Raw genomic sequence first — 16162 nt, 5'->3', positions numbered from 1 at the left:
ACAGTTTGGGTAATTTTTAATAAAAATTTAAACCCGTTTTCATTAAAGTTAAACTTGACAAATTTTTATAAAAATTATAACATAACTTCTGATAAAAACACTATCACATTTAGTTTTAAAATGTTATGAAATATCGCCTTGCTGGATATATAGTTCACAATTTTTTATCTTCCAAATCCAAGCTCATATTGTTTTTTATAGGGTTATCTATATTTTTAGCCCTTTTAGTAGGTTGGATTTCAGCCCGTTGCACTTACCATCAGGTTTTAGAAGTAGCTACCTTACATGTAAAGAAAGACCTAAACATGTTTGAAGTGTTATTAAACCTAAAATATCCTGGGGAATGGCAGGTATTAAACGGTAGGTTGTATAAAGGAAAGGTTTTGATTAATGACAATTTTGAGATAGTAGACTTTTTTGAAAAAGCAACAGGAAACACCGCTACTGTGTTTCTAAACGATACAAGGGTCACCACTACCATAAGAAATGAATTAGGTGCCCGTATCATAGGAACTAAGGTAAGCCCTCCTGTTGCACAAAGGGTTTTACAACATGGGAAAGAGTATTATGGTATCGCAGACATATTAGGAGAAAAATACATCACTGCCTACAAACCTATAAAAGATCCCTCTGGTAAAATTATTGGGATTCTCTATACCGGTATCTCACTTAAAAAGTTTAAACCTATTCAACAAAAGTTCTATCAAAATATAATTATTCCTTATATAGGCTTGGTACTTCTGTTTATCTTGAATGGATTTTTAATTTTTTTCTGGGCTCGGGCTGTTAATATTTCTATCATAGACCCTCTTACCAAAGTTTACAACAGAAGATATATACTTCACAAGATTAAACAAGAAGCTTTGAAAAAACAAACTCAAAAGGATTATGAATTTTCTGCAATACTTATAGATATTGACGACTTCAAGAAGGTAAACGACACCTACGGACACGCAGAAGGAGATAGGGTTTTAAAAGAAATAACTGAAATAATTAAGCAAAGAATAAGAAATCAGGATATCCTTGGGAGATGGGGAGGAAAAGAATTTATCCTTGTTTGTCCAGAGACTCCTTTAGAAAAAGCACAAATATTAGCTGATCATCTAAGAAATTTAATCGAAAAACATAACTTTGGTGAAAAAAAACTTAAGATTACCGCTTCCTTTGGGGTTACTTCTTGGAAAGACGAAGACACCTTAGATAGCTTTTTAAACAGACTTGATAAAGCCTTATATCAGGGTAAAATCAAAGGTAAAAACCGTATTGTGATCTTTTAGGTTTTATCTATACAAGTTCGTTTTACATCAACCGGTTAGAGGGTTTTAAAATGCTTGAATATAAAGTCTTGTGGATAGATGTAAATCAAAAAACTTGGGAAATCAAAAATTATCCGATCCCACCTTACTTAGGTCCTGTAGATATAGGGGTACGAATACATTTAGAGGAGATAGAAAGCTTTAAGGAAGAGGTTTTTTCAGGGACTAACGTACTCTTTTTAGGAACCGGACCTTTTGCTGGAGGGAAAATTTTTGGTACCCACAGGTTGGTAGCGGTATTTAGAAGTCCAGAAAGTCTTGGCTTACATGTATCAGAAATGGGAGGGGTGGGTTATAAGTTCGTAAGGTCTGGGGTTAATGGATTTGCCATTTTTGGTAAAAGTCCTGAACCTGTCGTTATTTTTGTAGAAGGACGCACTGAAGGGATAAACCTAAGGTTTGAAACGATAGGAAAAGAAAAACTTAAAGAAATTTATGAAAACTATAGTGGATATAAAGGAACTTATGCCATAACTAAATATCTTTTAGATAATTACTCAGACTTTTTTGTTAAAAACAAAGCAAGGGCTGTGCTGGTAGGGGAAGGAGCTTTTTCTACTAAGCTTGGGTCTTTGGTTTCAATAGACGTAAACCCTGAAAAAAAAGAGCTTATCCAAGGAAGTGAAGACTTTGCAGGAAGGGCAGGCCCAGGGTCAGTTTTAGCTCAAGCCCATGGGGTGGTTGGCCTGGTGGTAGGTGGAGAAGCCAGGCCCCAGGTTCCTGAGATTTTTTCAAACATTAAAAATTTCGCCAAGTTTTTCCAAGAAGTTACCTCCAGAGATTATACTTCAGCAGTAAACTCAGCTACCTTAAAGTATAGATTTGACCCTAAAATAGGAGCAGGAGGTACCTTTGGGTCTAACTATCCTTACTACAAAGAATGGTTGCCTACCTTTTGCTTTAACAGTATATACCTTAAAAGGGAGTTTAGAAAAAAATTAGCTGACCTTATCCTTTCTTATTATTGGAAACCCTTTAAAGAACTCACTTTTGAGCAAGCTAAAACTTGGAAAACCTGTGGAGAGCCCTGTCCTGTGGCTTGTAAAAAAGTATGGAAAGGGAAAAAGGTAGACTACGAACCTTTTCAAGGAATTGGGCCTTTAATAGGAGTTTTTAACTTAGATTTAGCTTCAAAAATCGTAGACCTGATAGACCAAAAAGGGCTTGATGCTATAGAAGCAGGACATGTGGTAATGTTTTTACTTGAGGCTATACAAAAGGAACTTCTAACCTGTGAAGAGGTAGGGGTTTCAGAGCCTCCTTGTTTGGATCCCTTTAAACTAAATCCTAAGGCCTGGGAAGTTAACGGAAAATTAGCTTTTGAGATTATTGAAGGTTTGGTGAGTAAGAAAAACAAAATACTATCCCTTATCGCAGAAAAAGGTCTAAGACAGGCGATAACATACTTAGAAAATCTCTATGAAGACAGAATTACCTCAGTAGGGCTTTCTTTTAGGGATTTAGCTCTTTATCAACCTTATGGAGAAGATGGTTATATGACCCCTAATTTTTATTGGACCAAAGGATTCCTTATTCCTATTTTCATAACAGGTAAGTACTGGACAGATTACTGTTTAGCCTTTACTTCTCCAGAAGAGTTTGCTAAACAGGTCTATCAAAGAGCCATCAAAGAAATTGGCCTTTCCAACGCAGCTTTTTGTCGGTTCCACAGAGGTTGGGCCGAAAACCTCATTCCATCTCTTTACCAACAATTAGGAATATCTGAATATGAAGAAAAGATGAAAGAGGTTTATCGAAACATAGGAATCTATAATCTTAAGGCTAAAGCTTTACCTCAACCGTTAGAAAGTGAAAAAGCCACAGATATATTCTGTACCTTAGCAGAAGAGTTAAGCCTTTCTAAATGGTACACTAAGTTTACTAAAAATAAAAAAAGAGCGTACTTAGAGTGGTTTGAAAGGTTTTATCTTTCCTATCTTTATTTAGTAGGCATTTCCTAAAAACGTCAAAAAAGCAAGAAATCAAAAGAATTTTATCAAAAAATTTTTGTCAAATTTAAATTATTTAATCTATTATAAAAAAAATCTGAAAAACTAAAGTTGACTTTTTTCGCAAAAAACTATAATCTCTTTTAATTAAAGATAATACAAAGAGGAGGTATGCGTATGTTTAACCTCAAAGACCTTAGTAGAAGGGATTTTTTAAAGATATGTACCGTAGTTACCGCTACGATGGGTCTTCCTGTGTCTATGGTAGAAAAAGTAGAAGCAGCCCTCAAAAAAGGTCCTAAACCCACGGTAGTATGGTTGCACTTTATGGAATGTACCGGATGTACAGAATCACTTCTCAGGTCTTCGCATCCGCCTTTAGGAAGGTTTTTGCTTGAAATGGTTAACCTTGAGTATCATGAAACCTTAATGCCAGCTGCTGGTCACCAGGCAGAAGAAGTGCTCCATGAAACCATCAAAACCTATAAAGGTGAGTACATCTGCGTAGTAGAAGGAGCTGTTTCTACCAAAGATGGTGGTATTTATTGTAAGGTTGGTGGAAGACCTGTTATAGAGATTTTAAAAGAAGTGGCAAAGGATGCTAAGCTAGTTATCAACATGGGTACCTGTGCTGCTTTTGGAGGAGTACAGGCAGCTAAACCTAACCCCACAGGAGCCGTAGGTATTCCTCAGGTAATAGGCAATGAAAAGGTAATCAACATACCTGGTTGTCCTCCTAACCCCTACAACTTCTTTGCTACCATCAGTTATATCCTCACCTTTGGTAAACTTCCTGAATTAGATAAACTTAGAAGGCCAAAGTTTGCTTATGGTAGGCTTATCCATGACCACTGTGAAAGAAGGCCTCACTTTGATGAAGGTCGTTTTGCTGAGGCCTTTGGTGACGAAGGGCATAAACAGGGTTATTGTCTATACAAAGTAGGATGCAGAGGGCCTATTACCTATGCTAACTGTGGTGTGATCAGATTCTGTGATGTAGGTGCCTGGCCAGTCGGAGCTGGTCACGGATGTATGGGATGTGTTGAACCAGACTTTTGGGATGAAATGTCCCCGTTCTACAAGCCTATTATGGAATAATAAAACAAATATCTAAAAAAAGATTAAAAAGGAGGTTAACGTATGGCTAAAAGGATTACCATAGACCCCATAACCAGGATAGAAGGACATTTAAGGATAGATGTAGAGGTGGATGGAGGCAAGGTAGTAAATGCTTGGTCTTCTGGGCAGATGTGGAGAGGTATTGAGATCATCCTTAAAGGAAGAGACCCAAGGGATGCCTGGGCCTTTACTCAAAGGTTCTGTGGTGTGTGTACCACCGTTCATGCTATGGCCTCTGTTAGGTCAGTAGAAAACGCTTTAGGCATGGAAATTCCTTTAAATGCCCAATATGTAAGGAACATTATCCTTTGTGCTCATGCTTTACATGACCACATGGTCCATTTTTACCATCTATCAGCCCTTGACTGGGTAGATATAGTATCTGCTTTACAGGCAGACCCCAAAAAAACTGCTGAGCTTGCTCAGAGCCTGTCTCATTGGGAAGGAAATTCTGTTACTTACTTTAAAAAGGTAAAAGAAACCCTTCAAAAGTTTGTAGAAAAGGGGCAAATTGGACCTTTTACCAACGGATACTGGGGACATCCACAGATGAAACTTCCTCCTGAGGTAAACTTACTTGCTGTAGCTCATTACTTAACTGCCTTAGACTATCAGTTTGACGCTAACAAAGTGGTTGCTATCTTTGGAGCTAAAACACCTCACATCCAAACGTTGGTAGTAGGTGGAGTAGCTTTAGCCATCAATCCTGACAACTTAGCTACCCTTAACGCAGAAAGGTTAGATTATGCCCGTGAATTACTCATGAAAGTAAAACATTTTATCCAAGAGGTTTATCTTAACGACGTGATTGCTGTAGGATGCTTATACAAAGACTGGTTTAAGATCGGAAGAGGAGTAACTAACTACTTAGCAGTCCCAGACCTTCCTCTTGACACCAAAGGAACAGTATTTGACCTTCCTGGTGGAACCATTTTTAACGGAGACTTGTCTACTTATACCCCGATCAAAAGCTTTAACGATCCTTATTTTAGAGATAACGTTACCGAAAGTGTGGCTCATTCATGGTACAAAGATACCGGACCAAGACATCCCTGGCAGGGTGAAACTGTTCCTAATTATACTGACTTCAATCCTAACGGAAAATACAGCTGGTCCAAAGCTCCTCGTTTTAAAGGAGAACCTATGCAGGTTGGCCCATTGGCTCAAGTGTTGGTGGGTATCGCTACCAAACATGAATTAACGATGAAGTGGGTCAACTATGCGATAGAAAAAGCTAAAGCTTTAGGTGTCAACTTGACGGTGGATGACCTTCACTCCACGATGGGAAGACATTTAGCCAGAGCCATAAGAGCAGCCATGCTTGCTGACCTTGCCTTCAAGCATCTAAACCTTCTTGAGAAAAACATCGCTAAGGGTGACTATGCTATCTGGAATAAGGTTGAATTTCCTGCCAAGGAAATCAAGGGTGTTGGTTTTCATGAAGCCCCAAGAGGAACTCTTTCTCACTGGGTGGTCATAGAAAAAGGTAAAATCAAAAACTATCAGGCAGTTGTGCCATCTACCTGGAACATGAGCCCAAGATGTGAAAAAGGAAAACGTGGTCCTTACGAAGAGAGCTTGATCAACAACCCTGTGGTTGACCCTGAAAAACCACTTGAGGTGTTAAGAACCATCCACTCCTTTGACCCATGTATAGCCTGTGCTGTTCATCTATTAGATGCCAAAGGTAAGGAAATCAAAAGAGTAAAAGTACTCTAAGGTTTAAATTTTTACCCATAAAAAAGGGAGCCTTTAAAGGCTCCCTTTTTTTATTTCTTGGATTACAAAAAGGAATTTTTACAATATTTTTGAGTTTTAACTAAACTGTTTTCTGTATTTAAAATAGGCTAAACAGGCCCCTTCAGAGGATACCATACAAGGACCTATAGGATTTTGAGGAGTGCAAGCTTTACCAAAAAGTTTACAATCTGTAGGTTTGTTAAGCCCCTTTATAACCCTTCCACACAAACACTGAGGATGTTCCTTAGAAGAAGGAAAAGATAGATTAAAAAACTTTTCTCCGTCTAAGGCTTCATACTTAGGAGCTATGGCATAAGCACTTTTTGGTATCTCACCTAACCCTCTCCAAGGGAAAGAATCCCTTATCACAAAAACCTCTTTTAGAAGTTCTTGTGCCTTTACGTTGCCTTGTTTATCCACCGTACGGGTATACTGAATTTCTACCTCACATCTTCCTTCCTTTTTCTGTTTTACTATCAGATAAACCGCCTGCAATAAGTCTAAAGGCTCAAAACCTGACACCACGATAGGAGTGCCGTATTTTTCCACTATCGGTTGATAGACCTGAACTCCGGTAATGGTGCTTACATGACCTGGGCCTATAAAAGCCTCTATAAAAGGTTTTTCTTCGCTTTTTAAGAGGTAGTCAAGGACTTCTAAGGCTAAAATATGGTTTGAGACCACCCAAAGGTTTGTAATGCCTAATTCTTGGGCTTGTTTAATAAGAACTGCTGTATGAGGTGCGGTGGTTTCAAACCCTATGGCAAAAAACACTACTTTTTTATTAGGAAACTCTTGAGCTATTTTTATGGCTTCCAAACATGAAGAAAGGGGACGCACTTCATAGCCTTCAGCCCTTAAGGTTAAAAGACTAATCTTGTTAGAACCAGGAACTCTCATCAAGTCTCCATAGGTACAGAGGATAACATCAGGTAATTTGGCAAGTTCAATGGCTAAATCTACCCTTTCTAAAGCAGTTACACATACCGGGCAACCTGGGCCATGTAAAAAATTGATATAACCTTTAAGGAGCTCATCTAACCCGTTTTTCAAGATAACATGGGTATGCCCTCCGCAGAACTCCATGATATTTACAGTATTCCCTAAAGCCTCTACCTCTCTTTTGATAAGATCTGCTAAAACTTTTACCCTTTGAGGGTCTTTAAAGCTATTCCATGTTTGGTTGAGTGAGCCTAAGTATTTCATCCCAGTACCTCAAACTTTCTTGAGCTTCTTCTTCACTAAGTTTTTTAATGGCAAAACCAACATGCACCAACACCCAATCCCCTTCTTTTACCTTTTCAGGAAGAAGATGAAGGGCTACCTCAGTTTTTACTCCTTGAACCTCAGCAACGGCTGTCCATTCGTCTCTTACCTCTACTATTTTATAAGGGTAGGCCAAGCACATCTTTTAACTCCTCTTTTGATTTTTGTATACATATAAAATCCTTTGTATGGCAGTTAAATGTGTAAAAACTGAAATTACCACCAAAAACAACGTGATTAGATCAAAAATAAGGGCTATTATCATAAAGCTAATCCTTTCAAACCTTGTAAACATTCCGATTTTACATTCAAACCCTACCCCTTCTGCTCTTGCTCGGGTATAGCTTACCATCAAAGACCCTGTAATCCCTAAGAAACTTAGAAGAGCCTGATAAGGCTGATTATAGGCAATAAAATAATAACAAAAACTAAAAAATATAAATATTTCTCCATATCGGTCTAAAGTTGAGTCTAAAAAAGCCCCAAAAGGTGAGACTTTGTTGGTAAACCTGGCTAAAGCACCATCTAAGGCATCAAGAGGAGCAAAAAGAAGGAGTAAAATCCCAGCTACCACAAACTCTCCATAGGCTATAAAAAAGGAACTTAAAACAAACCCTAAAAAACAAAGAATGGTGATAGCATTGGGATGGACGTTAAGACCAGAGAGTACTTTTACCAAAGGAAACAATATTGGTTGGGCTAAATTTCTGGCAGTCTCGCTTAAGTTTATCTTTGACATGTTAAAACCTTTCTAACTTTTAGTTTTTATATTATTTCACATTCTCGTAAATCTTCAATAGCAAAAAAGTTGATCTAACACTACTTACCTCTTATCCCAAAGTTTGTCTCTCCTTTATCCTATCTAAAAACTCTAAGGATAACTCTTTAAACGCAAGGGAGACCCTGTTTTGTCTATCATAATCGAGAACAGGTTTTCCAAAACTCTGAGCCTCACTAACCTTTACACTTCTTGGGATGCGAGTCTTAAAAATAATCCATTTAAAATGTTTTTCTGCTTCCTCAGCTACTTCATGAGAAAGGCGGTTTCTTCCGTCATACATCGTTAAAACCAACCCAAAGAGCATCAATTCAGGGTTTAAACTTTTTTTAATTCCCTTTATGGTTTTTACCAATAAAGATAGTCCTTCCAGAGCATAGTATTCGCACTGAAGAGGTATAACCACCCCATGAGAAGCTGTTAGGATGTTAACGGTTGTCAAACCAAGAGAAGGGGGTGAATCGATAAAAATAAAATCGAAAAACTCTTTTATAGGTTGTTGTAAATAAGTCCCTTTTTCAATAAGGTTTCTAAGCACATATTCTCTTTGAGGATAGTCTACCAACTCTATCTCAAGCCCTACAAGGTCTATCGAAGAAGGCAAAAGATAGAGACCTGAAAACGGCTGTTTGATAAAAGGCTCTACATTTTCTTCTATGATTGCCTGATAGATGCTTTGTTGTTTTTTGACCCTAACTCCTAAACCACTTGAGGCGTTGGCCTGAGGGTCAAAATCTATCACTAAAACCTTAAACCCTTCCAAGGTTAAAGCCCGGGCAAGGTTAACACATACCGTAGTTTTTCCTACCCCACCTTTTTGGTTGATAAAAGCTAATACTTTCATCTATCCTTTTAGCCCAAAAGTATAGTACAACTCGTTTAGAACAACCACTAACAAAAAAACAAAACTGATACAACCATTTACCGTAAAAAAAGCCTTATTTATCTTGGAAAGATCTTTTTCGGTTATCAAACGATGCTGATAGACCAAAAAAAGGGTGATCAATAAAAGGCCAAAATAATAAACCCAGGTAGTCTTAGGATAAACTAACCCTACTGAAACTAACGAAAAGAAGGTAAGACCATGAAGAAGTCTCGATATTTTAAGGGCTTTGGCTATCCCAAATCTTACAGGAATAGACTTAAGCCCTATTGTTTTATCAAACTCATAATCCTGCAGGCTATAAAGCACATCAAAACCAGAAACCCAGGACCCCATAGCCAAACCTAACCAAAAGGCAATCGCACTAACCCTTTCGTTTAAAGCTACATCTACGGCTATTGGAATAAGAAAGTAAACCACCCCAAGCACTAAATGAGGAAAATAGGTTATCCTTTTAGCATACGGATAAAACCATAAGAAAAAAATCACCACCGGACTTAAGGCTAAAGCTAACAGGTTAATAGCATAACAACTTCCTATAAAAACCAAGCCGCTAATAAAAATAAGAAGTTTTATTTCCCAATCTTTTACCAAGCCGCTTGCATGAGGCCAGATCTTGGTTCTCGGATTTTTTTCATCAAAGGGTTTATCAACTAACCTGTTTAAAGCCATCCCTAAGGTTCTGGCTGAGATCATAGCTATTAAAATAGCGATGATTTTTTTCCAAGAAGGAACTTCTTTATAGAGTAAAAATACACTTGCCAGGCCAAAAGGAAGGGCAAAAATTGTGTGTTCAAACTTTAAAAGGTCTGAATAAATTTTAAGCTTGGACAACAATTTCTCCCTCCTAAAAATTAAGCTATATTTTGAACCTGTTCTCTTAGTTTTTCTATCAAATCCTTTATCCTTACCGCTACCAAAGAAATGGCAGAGGACTGTGCTTTGTTAGACAAAGTATTAATCTCTCTAAACATTTCCTGACATAAAAAGTCAAGCTTTTTCCCTGGGAAATATTCTTCTAAGGTCTCTTCAAAATGTTTAAGATGAACCTTTAGTCTGTTTAGTTCTTCGGTAAAATCCATCTTATCAAGAAGATATACCAGTTCCTGATAAAACCTGTTTTCGTCTAAATCTCTAACTCCTATCTCTTCTGCAAGTTTTTGAAGCCTAAGTCTTAATTTTTCGGTGTTCTCTTGGATTACCTGAGGTTTTAAGGTTTCGATTTCAGTTATCTGTCTCTTTAGGTCTTCTAAGTGTTTTTTTAATACCCTCTTTAAATACGTCCCCTCTTTTACCCTTGAGGCTTTAAGTTGTTCTAAAGCCTCCTTTAAAGGTGGGTAAACCTCTTCCCAAAGTTTATCAACCTCCTCTTCTTTATCCTCTAACATAAGATATTCTCTAAACCTCAAAAAATCGGAAAGGGTTAATCCTTCTTCAAAATCTAAGGTTTCTTTTAATCTTTCCAAGGCCTGTTTAAGGTTTAAAGCTGTCTGAAGGTCTAAAAAGACTTCTCTCCCCTCCGCAGGAATTCCTGTATGCTTTATCAGAACTTCTAATTTTCCACGAGAAACTTGCTCTATTATCAGTTTTCTTATCTTTTCTTCTAAAAAGGTATACCTTTTAGGTAATTTTAAAGAAAGGTCTAAATATTTCGAATTTACACTTTTTATGTACACCGTAACCTTAAAACTATCTATCTGAAAACTGGCTTTACCAAAACCTGTCATGCTTTCCATGATAACCTCTCTTTTACCCAGTTTAATATTTTTTCTTTTTCTTTAGGCAAAAACCAAACTACATCCGGTTCTTTTTTAAACCAGGTAATCTGTCTTTTGGCATAACGTCTTGTATCTCTTTGAATGAGAGTTATGGCCTCATCTAAGCTAAGCTCTCCTTCTAAATATTTTACCAAGTATCCATAACCTATCGCTTTAAACACCTTCAAATAAGGACCAAAACCTCTTTCCAAAAGCCCTTTAACCTCCTGTATCCACCCTGTCTCGACCATCTTGAGAACCCTTTGATTTATCCGTTGATAAAGCTCTTTTCTTGGTAAAATCAACCCTATTTTCAAAAAATTATACCGCTTTTTGTTAAAAAATGGATTTTCCTTATGAAAAGAGGAAAAAGGCTTTCCGGTGGTATAGAAGACCTCCATAGCCCTGGTAATCCTTACTTTATCTTTACACGAAATTTTGTGGGCATATTCAGGGTCAACCTTCTTAAGCTCTTCATATAATTCCTCTAAATTTTGTTCTGCCTTTTTTTGGATTTCTTTTCTGATGTTCTCAGGGATCTCTACCGGGAAAAGGCCATATTCTAACGCCCTAAGATAAAGTCCTGTACCACCAACTAAGATAGGAAGCTTCCCCCTGGTCAGTATCTCGGCTATAATCTTATCAGCTAAGTCTACAAACCTTGCGGCGTTAAACTCTTCTTCTAAGTCTAAAACATCATAAAGATGATGAGGAACCTCTTTTTTCTCTTTTTCTGTAGGTTTAGCTGTGCCTATGTTCAACTCTTTATAAAACTGTAGAGAATCAAAGTTTATGATTTCTCCGTCTAAATGTTTGGCTAAAAACAACCCTACCTCAGACTTCCCTACTCCAGTGGGTCCTAAGACCACCAATCCCTGTATCTTCATAGCTTACGCTTCAACCTTTTTTCTATTTCAGAAGCTTCGATCATCCAATAAAGAGGACGCCCATGAGGACAGGTTTGAAGTTTATCTTCAAAAAACTTATCTAATAACTGATACAACTCAGCTTCATGCAGAAAGTCTCCTTTTTTCTTAGCAAGCCTGCAAGCATAACCTACCAAAACCTCATCTAATAAAACCTTAGGATCCCCAAAATCATTTTCTAAAAGGTCTTCTAACACCTCTCTCACTTCCTCATCAAAACCTGTAGGGACTTTGGTTAAAAAAACTTTATCCTCAGTCACCTCAAAACCAAACCCCATCTCTTCCAAGGCTTTCTTTTTATTTTTAAAGTTAGTTAATCCCTCTTGGGTCAATCTTAAAGGCAAAGGAAACAGACATTCTTGAGAAGCTCCTTTCTTATACCGCCTTTTTATTTCTTCAAACATCAAGCGTTCTGAAAGGGCATGCTGGTCTATCAAGTAAAGTGTGTCTCCTCTTTCTACCAAGAGATAGGTTTGCAAAAAACTTCCTAAGTATTTAAAATCCCTGGTTTTAAACGTTGATAGTTGAAACTCAGAGGCGGAGAAAGATCCTTTTCTTGAAGAAACCAAAGGTTGCCAATCCTTTTTATAGTCCAAAATGTCTTCTTTGGTCTTTAACTTTTCGTCAGAAAAAGTTTCTCGGTAAAAAAACTTTTTCTCAAAAAAAATCTTTTCTACAGCAGAACTCAACATTTGATGTAAGGCTTTTTCATCTTTAAACCTTACCTCCCATTTAGCAGGATGTACGTTTACATCTATCAGATGATAGGGGGCTTTAATAAAAACAACTCCTGCCGGGAAGCCAAGATTTCCGTAAAATGGTTTTAACGCACTGATAAAAATTTTAACTATCTTCTCGTCTTTTATCCATCTTTGATTTACAAACATCCAGATATATTTCGTATGAGGAAGGGTATAAGAGGTATCAGTAAGGATCAAGTCTACCACATAGGGTGGAATTTCTAATCGAACCTCTTTAAAATATTTCTGATCGATTCCTGTTATTTTTTGTAAAAGCCCTTGTAAAGATCCCCCTTCCCATGAAAAAAGTATCTTTTCTTTTTCGTCCTGGGCTTTAAGCTCAAACCTGATTTCAGGATGGGAAAGACACAACCCTCTAAAAACTTCTGTTATTTTTAAGGTTTCTGTCTTAGGAGACCTAAGAAAGGCTTTTCTTGCAGGTAGGTTAAAAAACAGATCTCTTACCACTACCAGAGTTCCTTTTTTAAGGTTAACAGGCTTTATGTTTAACTCTTGGCCTCCTTCAACCTCTATCTGATAGGCTATATCCTGTCCCTCTCTTCGGCTTGCTATCGACATCCTTGAAACTTGGGCGATACTGGCAAGGGCTTCGCCTCTAAATCCATAGGTAACTATCTTAAAAACATCAGCAAGATTTTTTATCTTACTGGTAGCAAAATGATAATAACAAAGCTTTAAATCTTCTAAATCCATCCCTTCTCCGTCGTCATAAACAGAGATCTCTTTTAACCCTCCCTCTTTTAGTATCACCCTGATATAAGAAGCCTGAGCATCAAAAGAGTTTTCTACCAATTCCTTTACCACAGAGGCAGGTCTTTCTACCACCTCTCCTGCGGCTATTTTCCCTCTTATCTCTTCTGGTAAAATCGAAATTTTAGGCATGTTTTTTTATCTGAGTAAAAATTATCCTTCCGCTTGAAGAATGTAAAAGGTTGGTTACCACCACCTCTACCTCTTTTCCTATAAAAGCCCTTCCGTTTTCTACTACCACCATGCTTCCGTCTTCAAGATAACCTACTCCTTGCCCTTTTTCTTTACCTTCTTTCAGGATATGAATTTTGAATACATCTCCTGGATGTACTGGAAGTCTTATGGCTAAGAAGAGGTCGTTTATGTTAAGCACCTCTATCTTTTCTAACTGACAAATTTTGTTTAAGTTGTAATCTGTGGTAATTAGTTTAGCCCCTGTATCTTTACAAAACTTGACAAGTTTCTCATCGGTAGGAATTTTAGGATAGTTAGTTTCTACGATTGTTAAATCTACCTTAGGAAGGTTTTTCAATTGGTTAAGTAAATCTAAAGCCCTTTGTCCCCTTTCTCTTTTAATAGGATCAGTGCTGTCTGCTAAAAATTGAATCTCCTCTAAGATAAACTTAGGTACTACCAGTTTACCCTCAAGCCACCCTACTTTTGCGACATCTACAATTCTACCATCTATTATAGCACTGGTGTCAAGTACCTTTAGATTTTCTTTAACCCAATCTCTTTGAGAATCTTTTTTAGCCAATTTTTTAGAAACGGTGGAAATTGGAGTAAGAGCCTTAGTAACTATCTTTTCTAAAATTTTTTCTATCATGTCAGTAACTTTTATTTCTTGGAATTTTTTACCTCCAAGAACAAGACCTAAATATCCTAATCCTAACATACTCATGATATAGAGAAAAATTTCCCAAACCGTGTTACCTAAAACTTGATGGAATATAGAGGAAATAAGCCTAGCGACCCCTAATCCTACCAGTAAACCGATGGAGCTACCTAACAACTGTAAAAACGGTAGATCTCTTATTCTTTTTTCTATAAAAACAACCAATACACCAAGAAAAAAACTTGCAGCCCCACCTAATAACGGAAAAACATAGCCTTTTTCAGGATAAAAATAAAACAAAATGCCACCACCCAAAACAGTACAAACAGCTATAAAGATGATTGGGAAAAAGTGTTTACCACCTAGCATCGCACCTCCTTTACTTAATAGACAAATACGAGAGTAGTTCTTTACAATTTTCGGCACACTTTTTTAAAGCCTCTTGTTCTTCAGGCAAGAGTTTGAACTCTATCACCCTTTCTACCCCTTTTCTTCCTAAAACCACAGGTACTCCCAGAAAAACCCCTTTGATTCCATATTCCCCTTCTAAGTAAACAGAGCAGGTTAACACCCTCTTTTCGTCTCTTAAAATACTTTCTACCATTTCTATCACAGAAAGACCTGGGGTAGTGAAAGCACTACCTGTTTTAAGGTAAGAAACGATTTCCCCTCCACCAAACTTAGTCCTATAAACTATCTCTTCTATTTTTTCCTTAGGAAGAAGTTCGGTAACAGGGATCCCAGACACATTGGCCAATCTCACCAAAGGAAGCATAAGGTCCCCATGAATTCCCATAACCAGGGCTTGGACGTCTTTAGGACTTACACCTAAAGCCTCTGCCAAAAAATAGCGATAACGAGCTGAATCAAGCACCCCTGCCATTCCGATAACCCTCTCCTTAGAGAAACCAGTTACCTTAAAGGCTACATAAACCATCGCATCAAGAGGGTTAGAAACTACGATTACTATGCTTTGAGGGGCATATTTTTTAACATTTTCTGCGCAAGAACTTACTATTTTCTCGTTAATGCTTATCAGATCTTCCCTTGACATCCCTGGTTGTCTTGGCTTACCAGCGGTGATCACCACTACGTCTGCACCCTCAAGGGCTGAAAAATCTTCTGTACCCCATATTTTTCCTGAAAATCCAAAAAGGGGAGAACTTTGCACCAAATCTAAAGCTTTACCTTTAGCAAGGTCTGGGATGATATCGATAAGCACGACCTCTCGGGCAGTATTTTTAACCATCGCCCAATGGGCACAACTTGTCCCAACCGCACCTGCTCCAATAATAGCCAACTTACTCATAAACTCTCCTCCCTGTTAACAAATTGTCTATACCAAGCTTCAAAGATACAAACTTTTTTTTCTCCATGCTTACTAAGCTCTTTTTTAATCTCCTCTATCGACTTTTCTTTATCTACCCTTTCAGGAACCTTAGAAAAAAATTTATCTGCAAAGGCTATGATTTTTTCTTCTAAGGTCTGCGGTACCATATCTCTTGGGGGAAGAGGAAGTTTTTTTTCTATAATCTCCTCCTTGGTAATCCCTACCCCTATGTGTCTTTCACAAATGAAAGCAAGGTCTAAATACCCCTCCTTCTCAAGGATATGTCTACCTATCATTCCATGCTTAATATAAGGCTCTGTAGCTTTTTCATTAAACTTAGGGAAATAAGTAAAAAAACAGCCTATATCATGCAACATAGCTCCTTTATAAACAACTTCCAAATTTACCTGGGGAAATGGGAGTAGAATATAAATTGTGTCTTTTAATAAAATATTTTAGAGGCATAATAAAAATTTTTAATATTTTTTAAATTAATGATAACATAAAACCTAAAAGACTAAACTAACCAGGAGGTCTGTAAAATGGAAAACTTAGACTTAGATTTAGAAAAAGTTTTAAGTGAAATCTCAAAAATTGAATCAAAAGAGGGTATCAAAATGGCTGCTGCACTCCTCTTAAACGCTCTCATGAAAAAAGAAAGAGAAATATTCCTTAGAGATAGTATTGATAATAAAGCTAATGGTTACTATGAAAGACAACTTGCCTGTTTCTTAGGTAACCTTGGTATCTCT

At 37.3% G+C, this 16162-nt stretch carries 15 protein-coding genes and 1 pseudogene; 5 read left to right on the top strand and 11 right to left on the bottom strand.

The annotated features are described in order from the left end of the window. The first annotated feature begins 125 nt into the window (after positions 1 to 125). The 4 genes from G580_RS10900 to G580_RS0101990 all read left to right on the top strand — a co-directional run bounded on the left by G580_RS10900 (position 126) and on the right by G580_RS0101990 (position 6103). A complete protein-coding gene (locus G580_RS10900; RefSeq protein WP_051172987.1) occupies positions 126 to 1277 on the top strand; it encodes a diguanylate cyclase in 1152 nt (383 codons plus the stop codon). A gap of 50 nt (positions 1278 to 1327) precedes the next feature. Beyond that, positions 1328 to 3277: an aldehyde ferredoxin oxidoreductase N-terminal domain-containing protein gene (locus G580_RS0102000; protein ID WP_028840816.1), complete on the top strand. Its 1950-nt coding sequence runs from the start codon at positions 1328 to 1330 to the stop codon at positions 3275 to 3277. Between the two features lie 165 nt (positions 3278 to 3442). After that, entirely contained in the window at positions 3443 to 4363 is a 921-nt protein-coding gene (locus G580_RS09595) for a hydrogenase small subunit (protein ID WP_051172985.1), read from the top strand. Between the two features lie 42 nt (positions 4364 to 4405). Further along, the gene (locus tag G580_RS0101990) at positions 4406 to 6103 is read left to right on the top strand and encodes a nickel-dependent hydrogenase large subunit (RefSeq protein ID WP_028840815.1); all 1698 of its coding nucleotides are present in this window, start codon (positions 4406 to 4408) and stop codon (positions 6101 to 6103) included. Positions 6104 to 6199: 96 nt separating this feature from the next. Here G580_RS0101990 and hypD read toward each other — a convergent pair whose 3' ends face one another. From hypD to G580_RS09585, 11 genes are all read right to left on the bottom strand, one after another. Further along, a complete protein-coding gene (gene hypD, locus G580_RS0101985; protein WP_028840814.1) occupies positions 6200 to 7330 on the bottom strand; it encodes a hydrogenase formation protein HypD in 1131 nt (376 codons plus the stop codon). After that, positions 7293 to 7532 carry a HypC/HybG/HupF family hydrogenase formation chaperone gene (locus G580_RS0101980; RefSeq protein ID WP_028840813.1) on the bottom strand — a complete coding sequence of 80 codons (240 nt, stop codon included), beginning with the start codon at positions 7530 to 7532 and terminating at the stop codon, positions 7293 to 7295. Before G580_RS0101980 ends, hypD begins: the two co-directional genes overlap by 38 nt. Positions 7533 to 7535: 3 nt before the next feature. Continuing rightward, positions 7536 to 8129 (bottom strand): CDP-alcohol phosphatidyltransferase family protein, encoded by a 594-nt coding sequence (locus tag G580_RS0101975; protein ID WP_028840812.1) that lies wholly within the window; start codon positions 8127 to 8129, stop codon positions 7536 to 7538. 91 nt (positions 8130 to 8220) lie between these two features. Beyond that, the gene (locus G580_RS0101970) at positions 8221 to 9012 is read right to left on the bottom strand and encodes a ParA family protein (RefSeq protein ID WP_028840811.1); all 792 of its coding nucleotides are present in this window, start codon (positions 9010 to 9012) and stop codon (positions 8221 to 8223) included. Then, the gene (locus G580_RS0101965; RefSeq protein WP_028840810.1) at positions 9013 to 9885 is read right to left on the bottom strand and encodes a UbiA-like polyprenyltransferase; all 873 of its coding nucleotides are present in this window, start codon (positions 9883 to 9885) and stop codon (positions 9013 to 9015) included. It lies immediately after the preceding gene. A gap of 20 nt (positions 9886 to 9905) precedes the next feature. Then, positions 9906 to 10787, bottom strand: a complete 882-nt coding sequence (locus G580_RS0101960) for a YicC/YloC family endoribonuclease (RefSeq protein WP_028840809.1) — start codon at positions 10785 to 10787, stop codon at positions 9906 to 9908. Beyond that, a complete protein-coding gene (miaA, locus tag G580_RS0101955; protein ID WP_028840808.1) occupies positions 10775 to 11695 on the bottom strand; it encodes a tRNA (adenosine(37)-N6)-dimethylallyltransferase MiaA in 921 nt (306 codons plus the stop codon). The genes G580_RS0101960 and miaA overlap by 13 nt, the downstream gene beginning before the upstream one ends. Then, a complete protein-coding gene (mutL, locus tag G580_RS0101950) occupies positions 11692 to 13377 on the bottom strand; it encodes a DNA mismatch repair endonuclease MutL (protein ID WP_028840807.1) in 1686 nt (561 codons plus the stop codon). Before mutL ends, miaA begins: the two co-directional genes overlap by 4 nt. After that, positions 13370 to 14449 (bottom strand): PIN/TRAM domain-containing protein, encoded by a 1080-nt coding sequence (locus G580_RS09590; RefSeq protein ID WP_051172983.1) that lies wholly within the window; start codon positions 14447 to 14449, stop codon positions 13370 to 13372. Before G580_RS09590 ends, mutL begins: the two co-directional genes overlap by 8 nt. Before the next feature lie 10 nt (positions 14450 to 14459). Beyond that, positions 14460 to 15389 carry a malate dehydrogenase gene (gene mdh, locus G580_RS0101940; RefSeq protein WP_028840806.1) on the bottom strand — a complete coding sequence of 310 codons (930 nt, stop codon included), beginning with the start codon at positions 15387 to 15389 and terminating at the stop codon, positions 14460 to 14462. After that, positions 15386 to 15811, bottom strand: coding sequence for an HD domain-containing protein (locus G580_RS09585; RefSeq protein WP_281168567.1), 426 nt, complete (start codon positions 15809 to 15811; stop codon positions 15386 to 15388). Before G580_RS09585 ends, mdh begins: the two co-directional genes overlap by 4 nt. 141 nt (positions 15812 to 15952) lie before the next feature. On the opposite strand from G580_RS09585, the pseudogene G580_RS09580 reads away from it, so the two are divergent. Beyond that, positions 15953 to 16162 (top strand): annotated as a pseudogene (locus G580_RS09580) (IS256 family transposase); the annotation flags it as partial.

Origin of the sequence: Thermodesulfobacterium hveragerdense DSM 12571, assembly GCF_000423845.1 — a bacterium.
In the GTDB taxonomy this organism is placed as follows: domain Bacteria; phylum Desulfobacterota; class Thermodesulfobacteria; order Thermodesulfobacteriales; family Thermodesulfobacteriaceae; genus Thermodesulfobacterium; species Thermodesulfobacterium hveragerdense.
The sequence above is the reverse complement of the archived record's forward strand: the minus strand, read 5'-3'. Positions and strand labels throughout refer to the sequence as shown.

What these genes read in the sequence shown, in the direction of transcription:
- G580_RS0101975 (WP_028840812.1), bottom strand. Translation starts at nt 8,129, where the DNA reads ATGTCAAAGATAAACTTAAGCGAGACTGCCAGAAATTTAGCCCAACCA.
- hypD (WP_028840814.1), bottom strand. Translation starts at nt 7,330, where the DNA reads ATGAAATACTTAGGCTCACTCAACCAAACATGGAATAGCTTTAAAGAC.
- G580_RS0101960 (WP_028840809.1), bottom strand. Translation starts at nt 10,787, where the DNA reads ATGGAAAGCATGACAGGTTTTGGTAAAGCCAGTTTTCAGATAGATAGT.
- G580_RS09595 (WP_051172985.1), top strand. Translation starts at nt 3,443, where the DNA reads ATGTTTAACCTCAAAGACCTTAGTAGAAGGGATTTTTTAAAGATATGT.
- G580_RS0101980 (WP_028840813.1), bottom strand. Translation starts at nt 7,532, where the DNA reads ATGTGCTTGGCCTACCCTTATAAAATAGTAGAGGTAAGAGACGAATGG.
- G580_RS0101990 (WP_028840815.1), top strand. Translation starts at nt 4,406, where the DNA reads ATGGCTAAAAGGATTACCATAGACCCCATAACCAGGATAGAAGGACAT.
- G580_RS09590 (WP_051172983.1), bottom strand. Translation starts at nt 14,449, where the DNA reads ATGCTAGGTGGTAAACACTTTTTCCCAATCATCTTTATAGCTGTTTGT.
- G580_RS0101970 (WP_028840811.1), bottom strand. Translation starts at nt 9,012, where the DNA reads ATGAAAGTATTAGCTTTTATCAACCAAAAAGGTGGGGTAGGAAAAACT.
- mdh (WP_028840806.1), bottom strand. Translation starts at nt 15,389, where the DNA reads ATGAGTAAGTTGGCTATTATTGGAGCAGGTGCGGTTGGGACAAGTTGT.
- miaA (WP_028840808.1), bottom strand. Translation starts at nt 11,695, where the DNA reads ATGAAGATACAGGGATTGGTGGTCTTAGGACCCACTGGAGTAGGGAAG.
- mutL (WP_028840807.1), bottom strand. Translation starts at nt 13,377, where the DNA reads ATGCCTAAAATTTCGATTTTACCAGAAGAGATAAGAGGGAAAATAGCC.
- G580_RS0102000 (WP_028840816.1), top strand. Translation starts at nt 1,328, where the DNA reads ATGCTTGAATATAAAGTCTTGTGGATAGATGTAAATCAAAAAACTTGG.
- G580_RS10900 (WP_051172987.1), top strand. Translation starts at nt 126, where the DNA reads ATGAAATATCGCCTTGCTGGATATATAGTTCACAATTTTTTATCTTCC.